Source organism: Marinobacter alexandrii (genome assembly GCF_005871205.1).
Classification (GTDB): Bacteria; Pseudomonadota; Gammaproteobacteria; order Pseudomonadales; family Oleiphilaceae; genus Marinobacter; species Marinobacter alexandrii.
In genome coordinates this window covers 463,952-483,004 of the sequence record NZ_SWKM01000015.1, presented here as the reverse complement: position 1 = coordinate 483,004, position 19,053 = coordinate 463,952, and the positions used below count along the sequence as shown (strand labels likewise).

The 19,053-nt window shown below is 49.5% G+C and carries 23 protein-coding genes and 2 pseudogenes; 20 read left to right on the top strand and 5 right to left on the bottom strand.

Going from position 1 to position 19,053, the window contains the following annotated elements; genetic code table 11:
• Positions 1 to 150 precede the first annotated feature (150 nt).
• The 13 genes from FCS96_RS18430 (at position 151) to FCS96_RS18370 (ending at position 10,730) form a co-directional block, all read left to right on the top strand.
• A complete protein-coding gene (locus FCS96_RS18430) occupies positions 151 to 744 on the top strand; it encodes a hypothetical protein (RefSeq protein ID WP_138441815.1) in 594 nt (197 codons plus the stop codon).
• Between the two features lie 102 nt (positions 745 to 846).
• The gene (locus tag FCS96_RS18425; RefSeq protein WP_138441814.1) at positions 847 to 1,161 is read left to right on the top strand and encodes an HNH endonuclease; all 315 of its coding nucleotides are present in this window, start codon (positions 847 to 849) and stop codon (positions 1,159 to 1,161) included.
• Between the two features lie 97 nt (positions 1,162 to 1,258).
• On the top strand, positions 1,259 to 2,068 hold the full coding sequence (locus FCS96_RS18420) for a DUF5677 domain-containing protein (RefSeq protein ID WP_138441813.1): 810 nt from the start codon (positions 1,259 to 1,261) through the stop codon (positions 2,066 to 2,068).
• A gap of 85 nt (positions 2,069 to 2,153) precedes the next feature.
• Positions 2,154 to 2,549 carry a hypothetical protein gene (locus FCS96_RS18415; RefSeq protein WP_138441812.1) on the top strand — a complete coding sequence of 132 codons (396 nt, stop codon included), beginning with the start codon at positions 2,154 to 2,156 and terminating at the stop codon, positions 2,547 to 2,549.
• A 100-nt stretch (positions 2,550 to 2,649) separates the two neighbouring features.
• A complete protein-coding gene (locus FCS96_RS18410; RefSeq protein WP_138441811.1) occupies positions 2,650 to 3,003 on the top strand; it encodes a hypothetical protein in 354 nt (117 codons plus the stop codon).
• Positions 3,004 to 4,001: 998 nt separating this feature from the next.
• The gene (locus FCS96_RS18405; protein ID WP_212747108.1) at positions 4,002 to 4,589 is read left to right on the top strand and encodes a hypothetical protein; all 588 of its coding nucleotides are present in this window, start codon (positions 4,002 to 4,004) and stop codon (positions 4,587 to 4,589) included.
• A gap of 96 nt (positions 4,590 to 4,685) precedes the next feature.
• Positions 4,686 to 4,934, top strand: a complete 249-nt coding sequence (locus tag FCS96_RS18400) for a DUF1272 domain-containing protein (protein WP_138441810.1) — start codon at positions 4,686 to 4,688, stop codon at positions 4,932 to 4,934.
• A gap of 173 nt (positions 4,935 to 5,107) precedes the next feature.
• Entirely contained in the window at positions 5,108 to 5,725 is a 618-nt protein-coding gene (locus tag FCS96_RS18395; protein WP_138441809.1) for a DUF6037 family protein, read from the top strand.
• A 51-nt stretch (positions 5,726 to 5,776) separates the two neighbouring features.
• Positions 5,777 to 6,787 carry an AbiTii domain-containing protein gene (locus FCS96_RS18390; RefSeq protein ID WP_212747107.1) on the top strand — a complete coding sequence of 337 codons (1,011 nt, stop codon included), beginning with the start codon at positions 5,777 to 5,779 and terminating at the stop codon, positions 6,785 to 6,787.
• Positions 6,788 to 6,884: 97 nt separating this feature from the next.
• Positions 6,885 to 7,370 (top strand): hypothetical protein, encoded by a 486-nt coding sequence (locus tag FCS96_RS18385; protein WP_138441808.1) that lies wholly within the window; start codon positions 6,885 to 6,887, stop codon positions 7,368 to 7,370.
• 106 nt (positions 7,371 to 7,476) lie between these two features.
• Entirely contained in the window at positions 7,477 to 7,842 is a 366-nt protein-coding gene (locus FCS96_RS18380; RefSeq protein ID WP_138441807.1) for a glyoxalase superfamily protein, read from the top strand.
• Between the two features lie 168 nt (positions 7,843 to 8,010).
• The gene (locus tag FCS96_RS18375) at positions 8,011 to 9,582 is read left to right on the top strand and encodes a transposase (protein WP_138441806.1); all 1,572 of its coding nucleotides are present in this window, start codon (positions 8,011 to 8,013) and stop codon (positions 9,580 to 9,582) included.
• A 203-nt stretch (positions 9,583 to 9,785) separates the two neighbouring features.
• Positions 9,786 to 10,730 carry a hypothetical protein gene (locus tag FCS96_RS18370; protein ID WP_138441805.1) on the top strand — a complete coding sequence of 315 codons (945 nt, stop codon included), beginning with the start codon at positions 9,786 to 9,788 and terminating at the stop codon, positions 10,728 to 10,730.
• Positions 10,731 to 10,790: 60 nt separating this feature from the next.
• On the opposite strand, the gene FCS96_RS18365 is transcribed toward FCS96_RS18370, so the two are convergent.
• A complete protein-coding gene (locus FCS96_RS18365; protein WP_138441804.1) occupies positions 10,791 to 10,988 on the bottom strand; it encodes a hypothetical protein in 198 nt (65 codons plus the stop codon).
• Positions 10,989 to 11,582: 594 nt separating this feature from the next.
• On the opposite strand from FCS96_RS18365, the gene FCS96_RS18360 reads away from it, so the two are divergent.
• Positions 11,583 to 11,891, top strand: a complete 309-nt coding sequence (locus tag FCS96_RS18360) for an antibiotic biosynthesis monooxygenase family protein (protein ID WP_138441803.1) — start codon at positions 11,583 to 11,585, stop codon at positions 11,889 to 11,891.
• Positions 11,892 to 12,384: 493 nt separating this feature from the next.
• On the opposite strand, the pseudogene FCS96_RS18355 reads toward FCS96_RS18360, so the two are convergent.
• Positions 12,385 to 13,428 (bottom strand): annotated as a pseudogene (locus tag FCS96_RS18355) (IS110 family RNA-guided transposase).
• Positions 13,429 to 13,667: 239 nt separating this feature from the next.
• On the opposite strand from FCS96_RS18355, the gene FCS96_RS18350 reads away from it, so the two are divergent.
• Entirely contained in the window at positions 13,668 to 13,874 is a 207-nt protein-coding gene (locus FCS96_RS18350) for a hypothetical protein (protein ID WP_138441802.1), read from the top strand.
• A gap of 226 nt (positions 13,875 to 14,100) precedes the next feature.
• On the opposite strand, the pseudogene FCS96_RS20265 reads toward FCS96_RS18350, so the two are convergent.
• Positions 14,101 to 14,476, bottom strand: a pseudogene (locus FCS96_RS20265) (IS110 family transposase); the annotation flags it as partial.
• Positions 14,477 to 14,636: 160 nt separating this feature from the next.
• Here FCS96_RS20265 and FCS96_RS18340 point away from each other — a divergent pair.
• Together FCS96_RS18340 and FCS96_RS18335 are read left to right on the top strand one after the other, a co-directional pair.
• On the top strand, positions 14,637 to 15,131 hold the full coding sequence (locus tag FCS96_RS18340) for a GNAT family N-acetyltransferase (RefSeq protein WP_138441801.1): 495 nt from the start codon (positions 14,637 to 14,639) through the stop codon (positions 15,129 to 15,131).
• A gap of 89 nt (positions 15,132 to 15,220) precedes the next feature.
• Positions 15,221 to 15,796 (top strand): sugar O-acetyltransferase, encoded by a 576-nt coding sequence (locus FCS96_RS18335; RefSeq protein ID WP_138441800.1) that lies wholly within the window; start codon positions 15,221 to 15,223, stop codon positions 15,794 to 15,796.
• Positions 15,797 to 15,938: 142 nt separating this feature from the next.
• On the opposite strand, the gene FCS96_RS18330 is transcribed toward FCS96_RS18335, so the two are convergent.
• Both FCS96_RS18330 and FCS96_RS18325 read right to left on the bottom strand, forming a co-directional pair.
• Positions 15,939 to 16,418, bottom strand: a complete 480-nt coding sequence (locus FCS96_RS18330) for a nucleoside deaminase (RefSeq protein WP_138441799.1) — start codon at positions 16,416 to 16,418, stop codon at positions 15,939 to 15,941.
• A complete protein-coding gene (locus tag FCS96_RS18325) occupies positions 16,411 to 17,115 on the bottom strand; it encodes an FMN-dependent NADH-azoreductase (protein ID WP_138441798.1) in 705 nt (234 codons plus the stop codon). Before FCS96_RS18325 ends, FCS96_RS18330 begins: the two co-directional genes overlap by 8 nt.
• Positions 17,116 to 17,254: 139 nt before the next feature.
• Here FCS96_RS18325 and FCS96_RS18320 point away from each other — a divergent pair, with 139 nt between their 5' ends.
• From FCS96_RS18320 to FCS96_RS20260, 3 genes are all read left to right on the top strand, one after another.
• Positions 17,255 to 18,106 (top strand): LysR family transcriptional regulator, encoded by an 852-nt coding sequence (locus tag FCS96_RS18320; RefSeq protein WP_138441797.1) that lies wholly within the window; start codon positions 17,255 to 17,257, stop codon positions 18,104 to 18,106.
• Positions 18,107 to 18,244: 138 nt separating this feature from the next.
• Entirely contained in the window at positions 18,245 to 18,724 is a 480-nt protein-coding gene (locus FCS96_RS18315; RefSeq protein ID WP_138441796.1) for a GNAT family N-acetyltransferase, read from the top strand.
• Positions 18,725 to 18,845: 121 nt separating this feature from the next.
• The gene (locus FCS96_RS20260; protein ID WP_228264162.1) at positions 18,846 to 19,010 is read left to right on the top strand and encodes a BrnT family toxin; all 165 of its coding nucleotides are present in this window, start codon (positions 18,846 to 18,848) and stop codon (positions 19,008 to 19,010) included.
• Positions 19,011 to 19,053: the final 43 nt, after the last annotated feature.

Below are 19,053 nucleotides of genomic sequence, written 5' to 3'. Positions count from 1 at the left end.
CGGATCGAAAACCATCGGGTGAACCGGCTTCTAACTAGTCGCTGTAGTACGCGGCCGATGGCCGCCGGACGCCTTTTTCATTGCGGCTTCGCCTTCATTACAAAGGCGCCGCTAAGCTGAGCGTTATAAGCCAATTGAACATGGTGCTAGATGAAAGCAAGTGAAGTTCTTAAAGAAATACGGCTCGCACTGAGCCAAACAAAGGAGCAGGGCCATTCCACCGTCTCCATTGAGGCTATGGAAAACTACCTCAAGCTTTTTGATAAAGACGTCGAGAACGATACATATTACAAGTCGCTAAACCAGGAAGCCGAGCTGGCCAAGTTCAACGCAGCGAACGACCGAAATATTGCGTACGCCAATAATCAAACTGCACACTCATTAGCAATGTTTCGGTCAGTCATCACTACTGGGCAGTCCGCTCTTAGATCAAGCATGGTGGTAAACGGTGGCGCAGCTGTTGCGTTGCTAGCTTTCACTGGAAAAATTTGGGAAACGCAAACTTCGGAAGTTGTCGCGGGCAGCCTTACAACTTCAATTTTCATTTTCTGCTTAGGCGTGCTCTGCGCGGCGTTGGCTGCAGGCACGACCTATTTGTCACAACTAGCTTTCTCTAGTGATTGGGTGAAAGTTGGCCATTCGATAAATTGTTTCAATATAGTTGTTGTGCTCTCGTCCTATGGTCTTTTTGGTGTTGGCGCGTTCGTGGCAGCCAACTCTCTAGGGGTGCACTTTGGCTTATAACAAGTCGCTTAAGTCTGTTCCCGGCCTGACGGCCGTCCACCGGACGCCCTTGTCAGGGCGCCGCTTAGCTTCGCGTTAAGCGGTAAAAGGTAAGCACGAGCAATGGCAAATAATTGGAACATTCCGGACTGGCTCGAAAAAGAGATCCGAGCGCGCGATACGGTATGCGTCTATTGCGGCAATGAGTTTACCTCTGTGAAAGTATCGAGAAAGTCTGCGGCTAGTTGGGAGCACATCATCAACGATGCCAGCATCATTACTCGGGAAAATATTGCCCTTTGCTGCTGCGGTTGCAATGCGAGTAAAGGCCAGAAGCCTTTATCTGTCTGGCTGCAGACCAAGTATTGCAGCGATCGTGGAATCACGCCGGAAACCGTGGCTCCGGTGGTAAAGCAGGCCATTGAGCGTGGCTTGTAGTGCAGCGCTTAACAAGGCAATTAAATTCGTTCCGGCCTTCGGCCTCCACCGGACGCCCTTGTCAGGGCGCCGTTTATTGCTGGCGTTAGGCAAAAGCATGGCTGAGAAGCAGTATCAAACCATTGAGGTGTACCGAGCTGCCGCAGATGCACTCTATGCGGTCAGTGGAATGGTGCTTTTCTCATTCGCCAAACACGACTGTGACACTAAGAATGTAATTATCAGGAACTTCGTTGCCCGCTCAGCCATGACGCTTAAAAGCGTTTTTTCTCTTTGGGATAACGGTGACACTCAAAATTCCTGGGTTATACATCGAGCCTTGGTCGATAGAATGTTTCATTTACACAGCCTCGGAGTGAATGACGACTTTCAAGCTTTCGATGACTGGTCGTTTTTCGAACAATTCAAGAGCCAAAACCGTGTAAAAAGCGATGCCCTCTTCAAGGATCAGGCTGTCGGCTGGGTATATGAAATTAGTGAGGAGAAAAAGGCACGCATCAAAGCTCTCGAAAAAAACAAGCCTAAGTGGCGGCGCCCGAGGGCGGAAGATGTCGCTAAAGACATGGGAATGGAATTTCTTTACAAATACGGCTACGACTATGCCTCAAGTCACGTCCATCCTATGGCCAATGATGGTGAGCAAGACTTTTACACCATTACAAAGCTTCAGCCATCGCCTACGTTTCCCTCGCAGATCACGGTAATCTCGAACACTATTTTGACCTCTACGCTGATTCTTCAGGATTCATTGAATCACAGCTCTTTTAGCTGGAGGCGAGTGTTATGGGACTTCATAGATAATGTCCGAGCGCTGTTGGATAACGGCGATGTCAGCTATCAGGTATCTTTCGAAAAGTTGGCTATTTTATTCAAAGAACACGATTTATGTGAGCCGAACAATGCCTAACAAGACGCTGTTGGCGGACAATTTTTCCACCGCTTCGCGGCTCCAAAATTGCCGCAAAGCTCTGCGTTAACAGTAGGGAGTAGATTTGGGCATCAGTCACCATGACGTTCATGTGCTGGACAGGTTTATAAAGCCATTCGGCAGTTCAGTTTTTGTCCTGATCCTAGCTACCACTTCAGCATTGATCGGTATTTACCTTTCACAGCGAGGTTGTGACTGGACTTGGTTCTCACGGTTTGGTTCAGTGATCACTGTTGCTGGGCTACTCCTCGTAAGCTCGCCCGTATTTGATCAAGGGGTGTATTTATCTCACGCATCAGCGTTCGGCTTTGCCAGCAGAGATGAACATGGGAAGTCTCGGATAACCGACGAGACATCAAGAAAAACGGGCAACAAAGTCCTCATCGGTATTGCCGTATCTATTTGCGGTACATTGATCTGGGGATTCGGTGACCTTATTGGGAAGCTGGGCATCTGTTAACAAGTCGCTGTAGTACGCGGCCGTTGGCCGCCGGACGCCCTTTTCATTGCGGCTTCGCCTCCATTACAAGGTCGCCGCTAAGCTCAGCGTTAGGTGAAAGATGAACCCGACACTATACGATTTGTTGTTAGTCGCACTGTCTGCGCTCTTTTCATGGTTCATGACGCATCGATACTATTTGAAGAGTCTGCAAAGCCAAGAAGTGGAAGCCTCAAAACAAATTGCGGAGCTTTCTAAAGCGGTTGAGAGCGCAAACGCACATAATGATTCAGTCCTTAAGAATCAATACATTGAAGGTGCATTGGCGGCCTGGAAGAGAAAAGGCCAAGCCGTCGATTACTTGAATAGCCTTACCGATGTCACCAACGAAACAAAGGCGGAAATACTTCGGTCTGCCTGTTTGCGTCATAAGGGCCGCGAACCAAAGAACAACCCATTTCTTGCGGATGAGTAGCACAAGGGTAAAGGCGGTAATCTTGCTTTCAAGTGAAAATCATCTAACAAGGCCAGTCACGGCGACGTCTACTACATTGCGGCTTCGCCTCCATTTCGTAGCCGCGCGTGCTGAGCGGCGTTAGCTGGTAGTGCTTCGGTCTTTTGGGTGGCTAAGCGCCTTGGCCGGCATAGTCCGCGTGCTGTTTGGTAGTTCGGTCTGTCACCGGTATTGAAACGATTCTAGGTGTTCACCTTGTGGGGCAGTCCACCGAAAATTCGGTCGCGCTCTGCTACTTTGATGTTCAGGTTCATTCAGCGCATCAACGGCGGTGATTTGGTAAAAGTGCATCAGCGTATTGCGGTGCCAGGGCAGCGGAGTATGCCGTCGAGCTGTTAGCCAGGGATTGGTCTTCATCGATACCCCCAGCTAACAAGTGCGTCAAATACGTTCCGGGCCTGAAGGCCCTCCACCGGACGGCTTTTGCTCCGCTTCGCTGCGCAAAAACCGCCGTTTACGCAGGCGTTATGAGTTGATTGATGGAGCCGGAAATAGAGTAAGGGGCGACTAGACCTCGAATTAGTATTCATACACCGGTGAAGGTAGGCGTTTACTTGTAGCAATCTAGTCTGGCAACTGAATTCACCGCGGGTTGTTTCCGCCGGTAGTCAGCACACATTCGTCAATGCATGTTGAGCCGGTTTCCTTCCGCCGCGTAGATCCACCAGCTACTCCCTTACGTCAGTACTCCCCATCAGCTACAAGCCAAACCTCGCTCCGTCTGGTTCAATGATGGGGATCTCAAAAATTTGGCCAAAATGTACCTCCTTAGTTGAGTCCCCTTTTTTAGGGGAATATGGCACCGAGGTGCGGAATGCAATATAGTAAAATCAAAAGGTTGGCGCAATCACAGCGACTCATAACCAGTCGCTTAAGTCTGTTCCCGGCCTATCGGCGGTCCACCGGACGCCCTTGTCAGGGCGCCGCTTAGCTCAGCGTTTTGCACAAGGGGAACATTGATGGCAGTGGTAGACGGCCGGATCTGGCCACCTTATGAGGCTTTCTATATCCATGGCATGTTGTTCAATGCTCAGTCGGCTTTTCGCTCAATCGTACGCATTTCTCGTGCCTTTGATAATCTTCCAGAAAACGCAATGGAAGATGGTCTCGAGCGGTCCCTTACTCAAGCCATACTAAATGACCTTCAGAATATTATTGTTCATGGAGCAGCATTATCGCGCTATTTCTGGCCAGTCCGAAAAGGGCACGGGGAACGTGGCGCTCATCTACGTGGTTCGTTAAATATCGATGAAGAAAATCCTCTTTATTCACGTGATCTCAGGAACGCTATTGAACACTTTGACGAGCGCCTTGATCGCTATCTATCGGAAGGTATCGTAGGAGTCGTAATTCCAGAGTATGTTGGTCCAAAACCAACCGATGATGGTGTGCCAGGTCATCTATTTCGTGCTTTCTTCACTGACGTTGGTGTTTTTCGTCTTCTAGACATTGACCACGAAATGGAACCCATCGTCACCGAAATTATTAGGGTAAAAGAGCTTTTGGAAGAGGCCGACGGGAATGGCGGAAGGCTCCCAAATGCATAACAAGGCCAGGCACGCGACGCCGGCTGCATTGCGGCTTCGCCTCCATTCCGTAGCCGCGCATGCTGGCTGGCGTTATGAATCAGCAGGGAGAATTCTATGCTCGAGTTGAGACCGAATTGCGAGTGCTGTGACAAGGATTTGCCACCTGACTCTCTCGAGGCTGTCATCTGCACATTTGAATGCACATTCTGCAAATCCTGTGCATCTGGTGTTTTGGCTAATCAGTGTCCCAACTGCGGTGGCAATTTTTCGCCCCGTCCCATTCGACCTGCATCACTGCTTGGTAAATATCCGGCGTCAACGCAACGTGTGGTGAAGGCCGGTGGTTGTAGTGCAAATTCATAACCAGGCGCAGCAGTACGCGGCCGATGGCCGCCGGACGCCACTGTGCTCAGCGTTATATTTTTCGATTAAATTCGCCCCTGAGAAACAAGCCTTTTCACATTATCTTATCTTTACAGTTAAAGAAATTTGGATTGTAATGCCAATAACTTTTGTAGATTTTAAATGGTAACGATATGAACGTATTGGAAAATCTCAGAACACTAAAAAAAGACATGGAAAGTAACGGTTGGGTGATCGATGCGTTTCCGTTCAAGTTTAAAGCGATAGACTATATTGTCCTGGCCAAATTATACGATGATAATGATGCCGACAGACCAGAGTATGCACTTTTAGAACTCGAGTTCTTAAAAAAGAATAATATTTCTGAAAACTTAGTTGTGCCAGCTAATACAACTCAGCTCCTTATTTCTGCTCAAGAACTCAGAAAATATTTTGGTATTGAGTGGTCAGAAAATTTGCGTGATATTTTGAATCAATTTTATGAGTATTTCTCTGGATTTATCCCCCTATCAGCAGGTTTGCACAGAAGTCAAGAAATAGACGTTGTTATGGTCGAATCTTTATCAAAGAGCGATAGTCAGGATCCAAGAAAAATTTACTGTTTTTCAGCTAAGAGGAATTCGAATAAGAAGAATCGAAGCCAGTATAATGACAATAAGACTAGAATATTAAGACCATTTCTATACTCTAAACTATCAGGTGACCCTCAAGTAAGCTTTAACTATTCATTAGAAGAAGGTAAGGAAAAATCTGATTCGGAAATAATTAGTAACTTTAGTTCAAGTCAGTAGTAAATTTATGCCGCAAAATAATAAAAGCCAATCAGGTAGGACGTATAACAGTTGGCTGCGTTCACAGTTTTAGCCAACTATTATCCGCCGCTTGGTGGGGCGTTACTCCTTCAGCAACCGAAAAACCATCTAGAGGAATTTAGGGTGCCTTTACTGCATGAGATTCAAGAAACCGTCGTTCAAGAAGGAGCCGAGTTAGGGTCGATTCTTCTTAAACTCAGATTCCTAGCTTCTAGACTGGGGAGCGATGTACTCGAAGAGTGGGTTAAGCATGAATCAGAGGGTTATCCCAAGGATGTAGAAGTACCTTCATATCGAATAGTTGGCGTTAGTTACAAAGGTACCTTTTCGGGACCCTTTGGATCTGGAATAAAAAATGCCCCAATTCCCGCCTACCTTATCAAGCAATTTGCCGGAGACAGCTGGGTGAGCTTCGAAATCAGGGAAAGTATTGCTGGAGTCGAAGAGCTAGTAAGAGGTAGCGCTGAAAGCGGATCTTTGGGTATAGATGCCTCTAATCTGATTCTATTACTACAAGGGAAAGTCTACGAGGATTACGCCTGCAATTCTGTGAGCGGAACAATCTCAAGAAATTCGTTAACCGAAATTCAACAGGCGGTCCGCGGCCGTATTCTTGAACTGACTTTGGAGCTAGAAAAGTCAATTCCCGCGGCTGCAGACGTATCTTTTGGGGCCTCAAAAACCACTGACACCAACTCGGAGAAGGTTCAACAAATCTCACAGCAGATTATTTATGGAAACGTAGCTACGGCCGTGGCGGGAGGTCACAGATCAACCGTTTTGGTAAATGTTAACGAGCGTGACTCTGCGTCATTTGTAAGGCAGCTCGCAGAATCTGGAATAGCAGAAGAGGATGCAGCATCGCTCGCCGCGATTCTAGAGAAAGAAGAGCCAGAGGGTGAGGTGGAGCCGTTCGGACAAAAAGCAAAGAGTTGGATCGCGTCAAATATTAAGAAGGCGGCGGATGGTACATGGAAAGCAGGTGTTTCAGTTGCCACAGCTGTCATCACGGAAGCAGCTAAAAAGTACTACGGCTTATGAGAATGGCATAACAAATGCGTGTACTGGGAGACTGGTTTTACGCTGCGCTCCAAACCAACCCGTAACGCGGGCGTTAGAAAGCCATCGGACGGTATGTATGAAAAATATCGAGATATTTGAAGCCTTATCCGGACTACTGTTCGCAGAGCTGTACGAATACTTCCCGCTCCCAAAGACTGTCGATCCAACAGGGTTGGCGCTGGAGCTTGGAGACGATTATTGGGATGAGGTTGAACAACCTTTGGAAGAAACGGGCCAAATCAACGCATATCTCCGGCATAAAAGCCCCGCAGCGCTGGCCGAACCCACTATTCGATGGCTGGCGAATACAGGCTTCATCACCTTCGACAGCTACCGTGGTGGTAAATTTCAAAACGTTTGTTTAACCGCCAAGGGGCTGGAAGCAATTAGGTCGGCGCCAGGAAGAGAACGCCGATTGCTGGATGCTGCCAAAAATATTGTTACTGGCGCGGCTAAGGACAGTGCACGAGATGAGCTTCGGAAAGTGTTCTCGGAAATGGTCTTATGGAGCGTTCAAAATTCTGCCACGCTGATCCAGTCAGCCGCCAATTTTGGCGGATAGGCTTTTCTAACCAGGCATTCAAGTTCGTTACCGGCCTGGCGGCCGTCCACTGGACGCCCTAGTCGGGCGCCGCTTAATATTCGCGTTATGTGTAAGGAGAGCATGGATGCAATTTCAAGCCATTCCAATCATCCGAATCTTCGATGAGGCTAAGGCCAAGGAGTTCTACCTGGATTTCCTCGGTATGTCGCTCGATTGGGAGCATCGCTTTGAGCCGGGCTTCCCTATCTATATGCAAGTCTCGAGAGGTGAACTGGTCTTCCACCTCAGTGAACACTCTGGAGATTGTACTCCCGGTTCCAAAACGTTCGTGAATACTGATGAGCTTGAAGCCCTACATCGCGAAATTGCTTCACGAGGTTACAGGTATTCTCGGCCAGAGATTACGACGGCACCTTGGGGTGATAGGGTGTTCGAAGTGGTAGATCCGTTTTCAAACAGAATTTTGTTCAATGAGCGCACAACCACATAACCAGTCATTCCAGTACGTTCCGGCCCTGACGGGCCTCCACCGGACGGCCTTTTCTCCACTTCGCTACGCAAAGGCCGCCGCTGAATATTGGCGTTGAGGCTGTAGAAAAACCCCGAAATCCCCGCTCCGGTTTGGTAGGATCAGGCAAACGGACAAGGAGTCGTCGGCATGCCCCGCTTCAAGCATTACAACTACGACCAGAGCGCCATGGTCGTGATCAACTACCAGGAACAGCTTCAACCCGGCACCTTCGAACACGCGGTGCACTACCTGATCGAGCACAAGCTGGACCTGTCGGTTTTCCATCCCAAATACCGCAACGAAGACACCGGCCGCTTGGCCTACGACCCGGCCATCCTGCTCAAGATCATCCTGTTCGCTTACTCCAAAGGCATCACCTCCAGCCGCGAGATGCAGTGGTGCTGCGAGACCAACATCATCTTCAAGGCTCTGTCCTGCGATACCGTTCCGCACTTCACCACCCTGGCGAAGTTCGTCAGTAGCCATGCCGAGGAAATTGAAGAGCTGTTCGAGCAGGTGCTGCTGGTTTGCCATGAACAGGGTCTTCTAGGCAACGAACTCTTCGCCATCGACGGCTGCAAGATGCCCTCGAATGCCGCCAAGGAATGGTCCGGCACGTTCAAGGAACTGGAAGAGAAACGGAAGAAGTTGCGACGACTGATCCGCCACCACTTGAAGGAGCACCATGAGCGGGACGAGGCGGAAACCGAAGCCGAACTGGACCGGGACATCCGCCGGGCAAAGACGGTCCTCTCCCTGGACGAATCCCTGAAGAAAGTGGACCGCTTCCTAAAGACGAACCGGCCAAGGATGGGCCGGGGGAAGCGGAACAAGGAAGTGAAGAGCAACATCACCGATAACGAAAGCGCCAAGATGACGACCAGCAAGGGCACGATCCAGGGCTACAACGGTGTGGCCACGGTGGACAAGAAACACCAGATCATCATTGACGCCCAGGCCTTCGGCGAAGGCCAGGAACACCACACCTTGCAACCGGTGCTGGAAACCGTCGAGGCCCGCTTCAAGAAGCTGGGTATCGCCGAGAGCATCTACCAACAAGGCACGGTTGTCACCGCCGACACCGGCTTCGCCAACGAAGCCAACATGAAATACCTGCACGAACGGCAGATCAACGGCTACGTACCGGACAACCGATTCCGCAGCCGGGACCCGAAGTTCCAGAACCAGAAAGAGAAGTACGGCAAGCGACATCAAAACCTGCCGGATACCGGCTGGAAGAAGACCATCCCGGCCAGTGAATTCCAGTTTGATCCTGTGACCATGACCTGCATCTGTCCAACCGGTGAATCCTTGCACTACGAGGGCACGAGAACCGATCAGAATGGTATGTCTCGGGCTCATTTTCAGGGCCGGCTACTCCAGTGTCGGCAGTGTTCCAGGAAACACCAATGCATGCAGAACCCGGACTCCGCCAACCATCGCAAAGGCAAAGGACGGCAAGTCTCCTACACTCTGGAGTTAAAGCGCGGGCCCACTTACACCGATTGGATGAAGCAACGCGTCGACAGCCGTCAGGGCAAAGAGATTTACAGTCACCGTATGTCGGTTGTTGAGCCGGTATTCGGCAATATCGGTACGACGAAGCGACTGAACCGCTTCAGCTTGCGAGGCAAGAAGAAGGTGCAGGGCCAGTGGCAGCTATACTGCCTGGTGCACAATATTGAGAAGCTGGCGAATTACGGGCGGTTAGCCGCTTGATCAGGGACCAGAAGGGCCGGAAATGGGGCTGCTGGAAGTCAGCAATACCGACACTGAGACCGTCAAGGGCCGAAACTGATGGCTGATCATCGGAATGTCGATAATCGACTAGCTGGTGGCCGCTACAAAAATTTTAGGAATCAGGCGCTGGGAACGACTCGGAATCGGGTTTTTCTACAGCCTCGTTATATTTTAGAGGAAGCATGAGCGTAATTAAACGTGGTCCCTTCAAGGTTCCTAAATTAACGGAAGAGCATCCTTTGTATGGGCGACTGCTTGCAAAAGAAGCTGAGAAGCTTGCCTCCCTTCCTAATTTTTCTGAAGACAAAGGACTTTTTATCCTTTCAGATTTTGGCGGAGAGCACAAAGGTGCAGACTTTTCTACATACTCCTTTTTGATTTGCTCCGCTGACAAAAGAGTTGTTTTTGAAGAGAAAGCCAAAGAGTTGAGGGTCAAACACGGACTAAACGATCCGTGGAAAGAGTTTGGCTTTAAAGATCTAAGCTATGGCCCAATATCTAGGTCACTGGAGGAATTTCTTAGACTTGCTGACAGTTTCATTCACGGTGCCTTGATTACCATTTCTGTGGATCAGAGAATCCCGAGTCTTTTTGGGCTTGATAAAAAAGAGGCCCACGATCAAATTGTAGAGATATTCCGAAAGAACGACTTGGGCGAATGGAAAGGCAAGGAGTCAGAAAAAGTACTTCGGGTATGTCATGCAATTAGCATATTTATGTCACTCGTTGCTTTCTCAGGTCAAAAGATATTGTGGTTATGCGATCACGATTCAATAAATGTAGATGGGAAAAGGCGGGATTTCAGCCACACACAGAACATATTTGGGCACTGCCTAGCAATGTATAGCGACAATCTGTACGAAATATATGGGTTTGCAAAGCCATTCGAAAAGGATGCCGGAACAACCGACTTACTCAGCTTGGCTGATTTTTCAGCTGGCATTATACAAGAGATCCTTCAAAGTGAAGTTGCAAAGAAAGATATACAGCTATCTGATGAGAAAGCAACGCTAGCTAAATGGATGGGCACAGATAGTTCATTCCTCACCAAGACGAACTTGGTTTTTAATCAACAAGATGGTGGGGGTTGGGGTGTTGGCTCTGTCGACATTCAAGCAAAAATATAACAATCGCAAGCACTCGGAACAATTTTTCGCTGCGCTACAAATTGTCCGGTGTTGCGGGCGTTATGCGCTAAACATGGACAGGTCATGATTCTCGAAACAGGCGTAGCCGATGAAGTTTCTGTCCTTCAGGTATTTGGTGTTCAAGTAGACGTAGCGGCTCTTATCGAGGAAATCAACAATAATCCAGGCCAGTACCAGATCCATGAGTGCGAAACCAGCAGGCTGCTTGAGTGCAACAGGAACGACTTCATCAACCATGAAGCCCTATCTCAAATTAGCGATTCGAGATTAAATCAGCCTCTTTTAGTCGCTGTGATTGATGACTACGAGTGGGTTATTGATGGCAATCATAGGTTGCTCAGGAGGGCGGAATTGGCGAAAGATACTACCTCATTCATACCGATACCCGGAGAAGAGCTTGGTCGGTTTATATCCCAATTTTCACTACGGCGCTAACTCGCATAACCAAGCGGTCAACCGGACGCCAAAAGCGTACCGCTTTTGGTCCCTCCGCTGCGCTCCGGCGCCGGTTATCATCAGCGTTAATGGGCCAAGGCCTCGGAAGCATTCAGGTAGTAAAGCAGGGAGTTGCTTTCAAATGTTTACCACCGTTCAACTCTTCTCCCCGCAAAACACTGCAAAATCTGAGCGCTTCGTGTTCTGGTTCCTCGCGCCATGGACTAGGTTAGGTGCAAGCTATTTAGGAGTAGGCATTCGAGTCGGGATGTCAGGGATAAACCGTCGGGTAACCGGCCATTAACCAGTGCAGGCACGGCGACGCCCATTACATTGCGCCTTCGGCTCCATTCCAAGGGCGCGCATGCTGCAAGCCTTATGTGAGAAGGGGGTAAGGTGATTCGAGTAGTTTACCGCTGGAAAGTAAGGGAAGAAGACTTCGCAAATTTCCAAGAGGTGTGGAGCCGCACCACGAATCATATACATGAGACTATGGCCGGAGCATTGGGTAGTTTCATGCTTCGTAGTCCAGAGGATCCAACTGAAATTCTGACAGTGGCAAAGTGGGATTCAGTAGAGAACTGGAAGGCCTTTTGGGTGGCGGACAATCCCTCCGAGATGAAGGGGATGCGGGAGATAGGTGAGCGGATTTCCGTGACCGTATACGATGAAGTTGACGACTTTACGCGAAGTCACGAGGAGTAGTCCGACGGAATCGTTTACGTGCCACATAACCCATATGAGCCTTCTCGGAATCAATAGGCAATAGTCGTTTTTTTGGCCGCGCCAGCGGCCAATCTAAACCCATGAGCGAGAACGCCTGCTTCGTCAGTCTCGTAGGGCTGTCAGGCACTTACAGCAAACACATATAGGGGCTCTCTTAGGTGGCTTTAGGCCACGGCCTGACCGGTCGTTCCATCGGTGGGTCAGGGGCACCAGACATTCATCGGTTAACCGGTCACTGGCACTATTCAAACGACGGGCTGCAGGGCTCCAGTTAGGTTCAGGCTCAGGGCCGGTGTAAGCGCACTGGCTCATGGTATTAAGGCACGCACACGGGGTGGCTAATCAAGTCGCGCTGGCTTCAACGGCGGTGATATAAAACCGGCTTGGCATCGAGTGCCAGTCAGCAGACCTCCGGCTTTTAGTATCATCCTTGCTGATCCAGTTAGGCATCATGCTCACGCCCGTGGCGTGACTAACCTGTCAGGAATCGTTGTTCATCGAAGACCCTCCGATGCTTGAGCATGAAATAGGTGGCACGGCCGAGTTTGTGGGCCAACGCGGACAGCGCTTTAGCCTTGTTCATGCGTCTCTGAAGTTTTTGCAGGTAGCGCTGGGCCTTGTCGTTGTTCCGCAGAAAGAGCACCGCCGCTTCTGAGAAGGCCCACTTCAGATGGGCATTACCGATTTTGTTGCCCTGGGTGCCGTAGCTTTTCCCTGCAGATTCGGCTTTGCACTTGATGAGCCGGGCGTAGGAGGCAAATTTCTGCACGGATTCGAAGCGTTCGATATCGCCAATCTCATACAGGATGGTCAGTGCCAGAATGCGCCCAACACCGGGAATGGTGCGTAGCACACTGAGTGACGTGGGATCGTGCTGTTTGGCTTGTTGCTCCAGGTGCCATTCCAGCTTGCTGAGTTCCTGATGGTAGAAGTGGAGGATGGCCAGATCCAGATCAACGTTGCGCTGCACCTCCGGTTGCTCAAAGGTGTTGTGCAGTTGGGTACGAGCATTGAGATTCTTCAAGTTGACCCGGTTCGGCGGCAGGTTGTACTGGCTGGTGGTGTTCACTACATGGGCCTTCAGCATGGCCCCGTGCTGAACGATCCGGGTTCGTCGTCTGAGCAGATCGCGGGTTGCGCGCATGGCCTTGGGATACACATATGCCAGAGGGAAGTTACCACCGCGCATCAGCATGGCAATCTTGAAGGAGTCGATGCGGTCGTTCTTGGTTTTACCGCCGTGGATCGCTTTCATGTAGAGGGCGTGGCCCAGAATGAAGTGGATGCTTTGCTCTTCGCACAAATCTGACACCCAGTACCAGCAGTGCATGCATTCGACGCCAATGACCAGATCATCTCGGAAGGGATCGAGCAGCGCCAGTAGCGGTTATGGCTGGGCCTTAATCTCCTTGTGTAGCAACACCTCACCGGCCTGATTGAGGATACAGACATAAAGGCTGCGGGCGTGCAGATCGATTCCACAATAATGACGGTGGGTGCTATGGTAAAAGTTCATTGAGTCTTCTCCCTTGTAGTGCTTGGTCGCCTTCCAGCTTAGCGGGCAACCGCTGGGCTGGGGAGAAGGCTCAATCAGTATCAATTCGCGTCACACGGATGCCCTTTACGCCGCTTCGCTCTGTAAAGGCCACCGGTGCCCTCTGCGTTAGGTACCTTACATGCCGAAGAACCGTCAGTGAGGTATTTTTGTACTAATCTGAGAGATGTAGCCCTGTGCATTCCGAGAGGGGAACAACCATGATAGAGCTGGAAATTTTTGACATCGATGGCCACGCTGGCGTTGTCCTTCCCGAGGAGGTCATTGAGGCCTTGCAGGCAAACATCGGCGACTATTTGTTTTTGGTGGAGATGCTCGATGGCAGTTACCGTCTGGCTCGCCATGACAAGAAACAGGTGGAGCTAATGCAGCTGGTGGAAGGCCAAATGCACGAGGACGACGCGTGATTGGAACTCTGAGACAGAACCAGACGCTGTTGCAGATTGTTAACACGCGCTTCGATTCTGTCAGCATCTGCAAATCTTGGCGTTACAACCGTCCGCTTTTTTCTTGAAATCACAATCCCGACCGACGGCTTCAATACCGCAACTGTCGATACTCTTTTTTTGAAGATACGGCAATGATTGATAGGGCGAGCCATCCAGGCTTGTCCTCAACGGGTTGTAACTAACTGTTGGCTTTGCTGGTCGGCAGATCGTATCGGCCCAAAGTGTTCACTGCGTGGGCCTTGAGCATGGCCCCATGCCGGATAATGCGGGTGCGGCGGCGCAATAGATCGCGGGTGGCCCGCATTTCCTTGGGATAGACGTAAGCCAGTGGGAAATTACCACCGCGCATGAGCATCGCGATCTTGAAGGAATCAGTACTCGACGCCAACGACAAGGGCATCGCGGGAAGGTTTGAGCAACGCCAGTAACGGTTCCGGACGGGCTTCGATTTCCTTATGCAGCAACACCTCCTCCTGCTGATCGATGATGCAGACATACGGACTGCGGGCGTGCAGGTCGATTCCACAATAATGTCGGTGGGTGCTATGGTAAAAGTTCATTGAGTCTTCTCCCTTGTAGTGCTTGGTCGCCTTCCAGCTTAGCGGGCAACCGCTGGGCTGGGGAGAAGGCTCAATCAGTATCAAGTGCAGGCACTGCGACGCCTTTTCGTTGCGGCTTCGCCTCCACTACAAAGGCGCGCATACTGGCAAGCGTTAGGCAGTGAAAGAAGATGCTCCGATGGAAAGCACCACCTACCGAGAGATGGTTAATGGCGAAGAGGAAGCGGTTAATGCCTTGGTTGAAGGTGTTTTCAATGAGTTCGTAGCACCAGATTACGATGACGAAGGAATCGCGGAGTTTTTTCGATTTGCGAACCCCGATGCAATGAAAGAAAGAATACGATCAGGCGGATTCGTTTTGGTCGCGGAGTATGGGGACCGCCTGGCTGGCGTCCTAGAGTTTACGCCACCCAATAGTATTGCGATGCTCTTTGTCACAGTTCGCCGCCGGGGAATTGCCAAGGGCTTGTTGTCCCAAGCTATGAAGAAGGTCTTGGTAGCAAATCCATCGCTGTCAAAGCTCATCGTTCATTCGTCGCCTTACGCTGTGGCGGTCTACGAAAAAATGGGGTTCCATAGCACCGACAAGGCTATGAAAGAAAATGGTATCGAGTATGTTCCGATGGAATTATCTCTCAACGGTGAAAATGCCTAACAAAGTAGTCAACTCGTTCGCTGTCGCTCACTGGGACACTCAGCAAGCTGCGTGCCCGTCACCACGGCGTTAGGCGTAAGGTCAATGTGATGAAGATTGAAAAAGAGAAGATGCTTGCAGGTGAGCTTTATGACCCGGCCGATCCGCAACTGTGCCGCGAGCGCGACCGTTGCCGCGACCTGTGCCTGCTTCTCAACACTACTCGCGAAGATCAAAAAGATGAAAGACAACGCCTACTTACTGAACTTTTTGGAAAGCAGACGGATGCGTGGGTCCAGCCGCCGTTTTTCTGTGATTACGGCAGTAACATCCGCTTAGGTACGAAAGTCTTTTTCAATTTCAATTGCGTAGTGCTGGATGTCGCACCAGTGACCATCGGTAGTAATACGCTGTTTGGTCCCTCTGTGCAGATATACACAGCAACCCATCCAATCAATGCCGCCGAACGCCGAAAATGGCTAGAATCCGCCAAGCCGATAATGATCGGATCTGACGTGTGGGTGGGAGGCGGAGCGATCATTTGCCCCGGAGTAGCCATCGGAGATCGGTCAGTCATCGCTGCAGGGAGTGTCGTTACCCGTGATGTCCCTCCTGATACGGTCGTGGCAGGCAATCCAGCCCGCGTCATCCGTGCGCTTCCTCCCGAGGCCTCGGAGGGAATCTGAGCGACGCCCTTTACATTGCGCCTTCGGCTCCATTCCAAGGGCGCGCATGCTGCAAGCGTTATGCAGTGAACCTCTTTAAAGCGCTCATCGTAAGATGACACTTATTAAATTGGAAATTAATGAAAGGTTGAAACTACTAATTTTAATCACTCAAGTTGGTTTTGGCTAACTGGAATGGGAGCAATTTCCTGTCATTATCTAGCGTCGAAACTTCAAGCTCATGAAAGAGGCTGGCATTTAAATACTTGTAAGTCCATAGATAATCGAACCCGTGTTTTTCCGCCTCATATCTATCCGATACGATAATGACTTTCATAATCTCCGCCATACGGATTGCCATATAACAGAGAGCGCAAGGCTCTCCTGAAGCAATTAATGTCGTTCCTTTTAAAGATACGTTTTTTTCATTCCGTGAAGCCTCTCTTATCGCCTGAATTTCAGCATGTGCGGTACAATCCAGGTGCTTGCCGACTTGATTTACCCCTTTACCAATAATTTCTCCATTCTTATTAACGATAATAGCTGCAAACGGTAGGCCACCTACCTTGACATTGCTAATAGCCAAGTCAATAACGTTTTCTCCACATTTTATGAGAAATTCCTCAATAATATGGTCACACATTGGTAATCTCATTTTTTGACGATGGAGCCAGGGTCGAAATACTAAGTTCTGATGCAATGCTTTCGGCTCGATCTATTGCATTGGCTACTGACATGCGGTGTCTCTCGTCACCAAATTCTTGGTATTCGGAGGTAATCTCATAGGTTGTGCCCACCCCTAAATATTTACTCAGCGTCCGTAGGTGCGGTGCCAGGTGATTAGAATCTTCTCTTATTCCTCCTTTTTCAAAACCAAACTCTCCGCTGGAAGTCACTATGATCAATGTCTTACCGGAGAGTAGAGGCTGCAACGGGAAGTCTCCTCGTGAGAGATCGAAATCAAACGTTTTGTTTATGCGTACAATTTGATCGAACCACGCTTTTAGCTGAGCCGGCATACCGTAGTTATACATTGGTGAGGAGATCAAGATAACATCGGCTGCTGCCACCTCAGCTATCAGTTCATCTGATAGTGCCAGTCCCTCTTTCTGTGCCGGGGTCCTTTTTTCCTCAGGGGTAAACACCGCGCCAATCCAATCCTGTGTAATGAAAGCAGGAGGATTCACTCCAACGTCACGATAGATATACTCATCTTCAGGCCGATTCTGTTTCCATGTATCAATAAATCGGAGAGCGATATTTTTCGATATGGAATCGTGATCTGGGTTCGGGTTGCTCGCCGCTCTAACGCTGGAGTCGATGTGTAATAATGTGCTCATGTTCATTACCTTAGTTGATTAATAACAGGAGCCATTTTGTGAGCCTGTATAGAATAGTACAAACGAAAAAGTTACACTTATAGATGAGTTTAAATCATCTATACTGTCGATGAACCAGTTGCTGATTTGGAGGTTAAGTTTGCAGGTATCATTACAGGCGCTGAAAGCCTTTGAGTCGGCTGCCCGTCGGGGAAGTTTTAAGTTGGCTGCAGAAGAGCTTTCGCTGACGCCAACAGCCATTTCACACCACATTAGCAACCTGGAAAGTCGGTTAAATGTAAATTTGTTTCATCGACTGGGACGGCGGATATCACTAACCGGAACAGGTTTAAGATTAGCTAAAGCAACCTCGGACGGATTTCGGATAATTGACAGTGCATTGGAAGAGGTGATGAAGGCTGGCAGTGCGGTCAGGGTGACGACGACATCATCATTGGCAGCTATGGTTCTGATCCCTTCCCAGCATGAATTTGAACAAGCCAACCCCGATATTTCTATGGAAATATCGACCGGCGAGTCGGTCGATAGCCAATCATATATTATTCCAATTCGGTTCGGTGATGTCTCAGTCGCTGAGGATTCTGATGTCATTAGATCTGAGTCATTCAATGTATTTGGTGCTTATGGAATGACGTCTCCTTCTTGGTCAAATGAACCCATTACCCTTTTTACAACGGAGTGGAAAAATAAATCGTTACCGGATCCTCCACTGGCCGCTTGGTTGGAAATAAATGGACTGGATGGGTCTAATATTAAACTCAAAAAATTTGATCAAGAGCTTTTCGGGATCCAGCAGGCTATGGCAGAAAATGGACTTGTGTTCTGTTCTACGACGCTCACCAAAAGGCTGTTAAAATCTAGCCTCCTACAACAATTTGATACTCGACCGGTCAAATCAGACCTTTGCTATTACGTACCAAATAAGGACAGCTTCGAGACTAGAAGTGCAGCCAGATTTCTAAATTGGATCGAAGATATTTTGAACCAATAGTTCGTGCGGACACTTCTGGCTAACTGAATATCGCCCAAGGCAAAATACCTGCATAACAATTTTCTGCACAAGGAAAAATTACTCGCTTTGCTCCTAATTTAACGGGGAGCGCGGCGTTGGAGCGCAAGAAGGAGCGCCATGAATACCGTTGAAGTTGAGTTGTTGGCGGATCACCCGGAGGCGCTTCCAAGCCTCAGAGAATGGTTCGAGCGGGAGTGGGCGCCATATTACGGCCCAGACGGCCCCGGCGACGCGACCACCGATTTGTGGGAGTCGTGCAATAGGGAGAAGTTGCCAATTGCAATGGTGGCAATCGTCGACGACGAGATCGCAGGGACAGCCGCATTGAAAGCCGAATCTGTCTCAACCCATAAGCACTTGAGGCCATGGCTTGCTGCATTGCTCGTAAGTCCGGAGTTTCGACGTCGCGGGATTGCGGAGTGCCTGATTGCCGCAATAGAGAACAAAGCCCAAGAGCTGGGATTTCACTCTATTTATGTTGGTACCGGCGAGGGGTCAGGCACGCCCGAATCTTCGCTTCGTAAGCGCGGATGGGAATTTGTAGAGAAAGGTCCATATTTTGTTTCCGATGTTTCCATATTTCGAAAAACGCTCTAACTATACGCATCAGTACGCGGCCTGCGGCCGCCTCTTTCGGGGCACCGCTGTGATCTGCGTTAGCAGCTACAGCACCCTTCTAGATCTTTCGGAGTGAGTATAAAAGGAATAATTTGTACTCATGGATGACTTTGAATTCGACGAAGCCAAAAGCCAAGCCAATCAGGATAAGCACGGTATCGATTTTGTCGCAGCTCAAGTGCTGTGGAAATATCCGTACTTGCTGGAGATTCGTGCAAAATTCGAGGATGAGCCAAGGTTTTTGTTGATAGGCAAGATTGGTTAAAAGCACTGATCGGCCGTCGTCACATACAGGGATGCCCGTATTC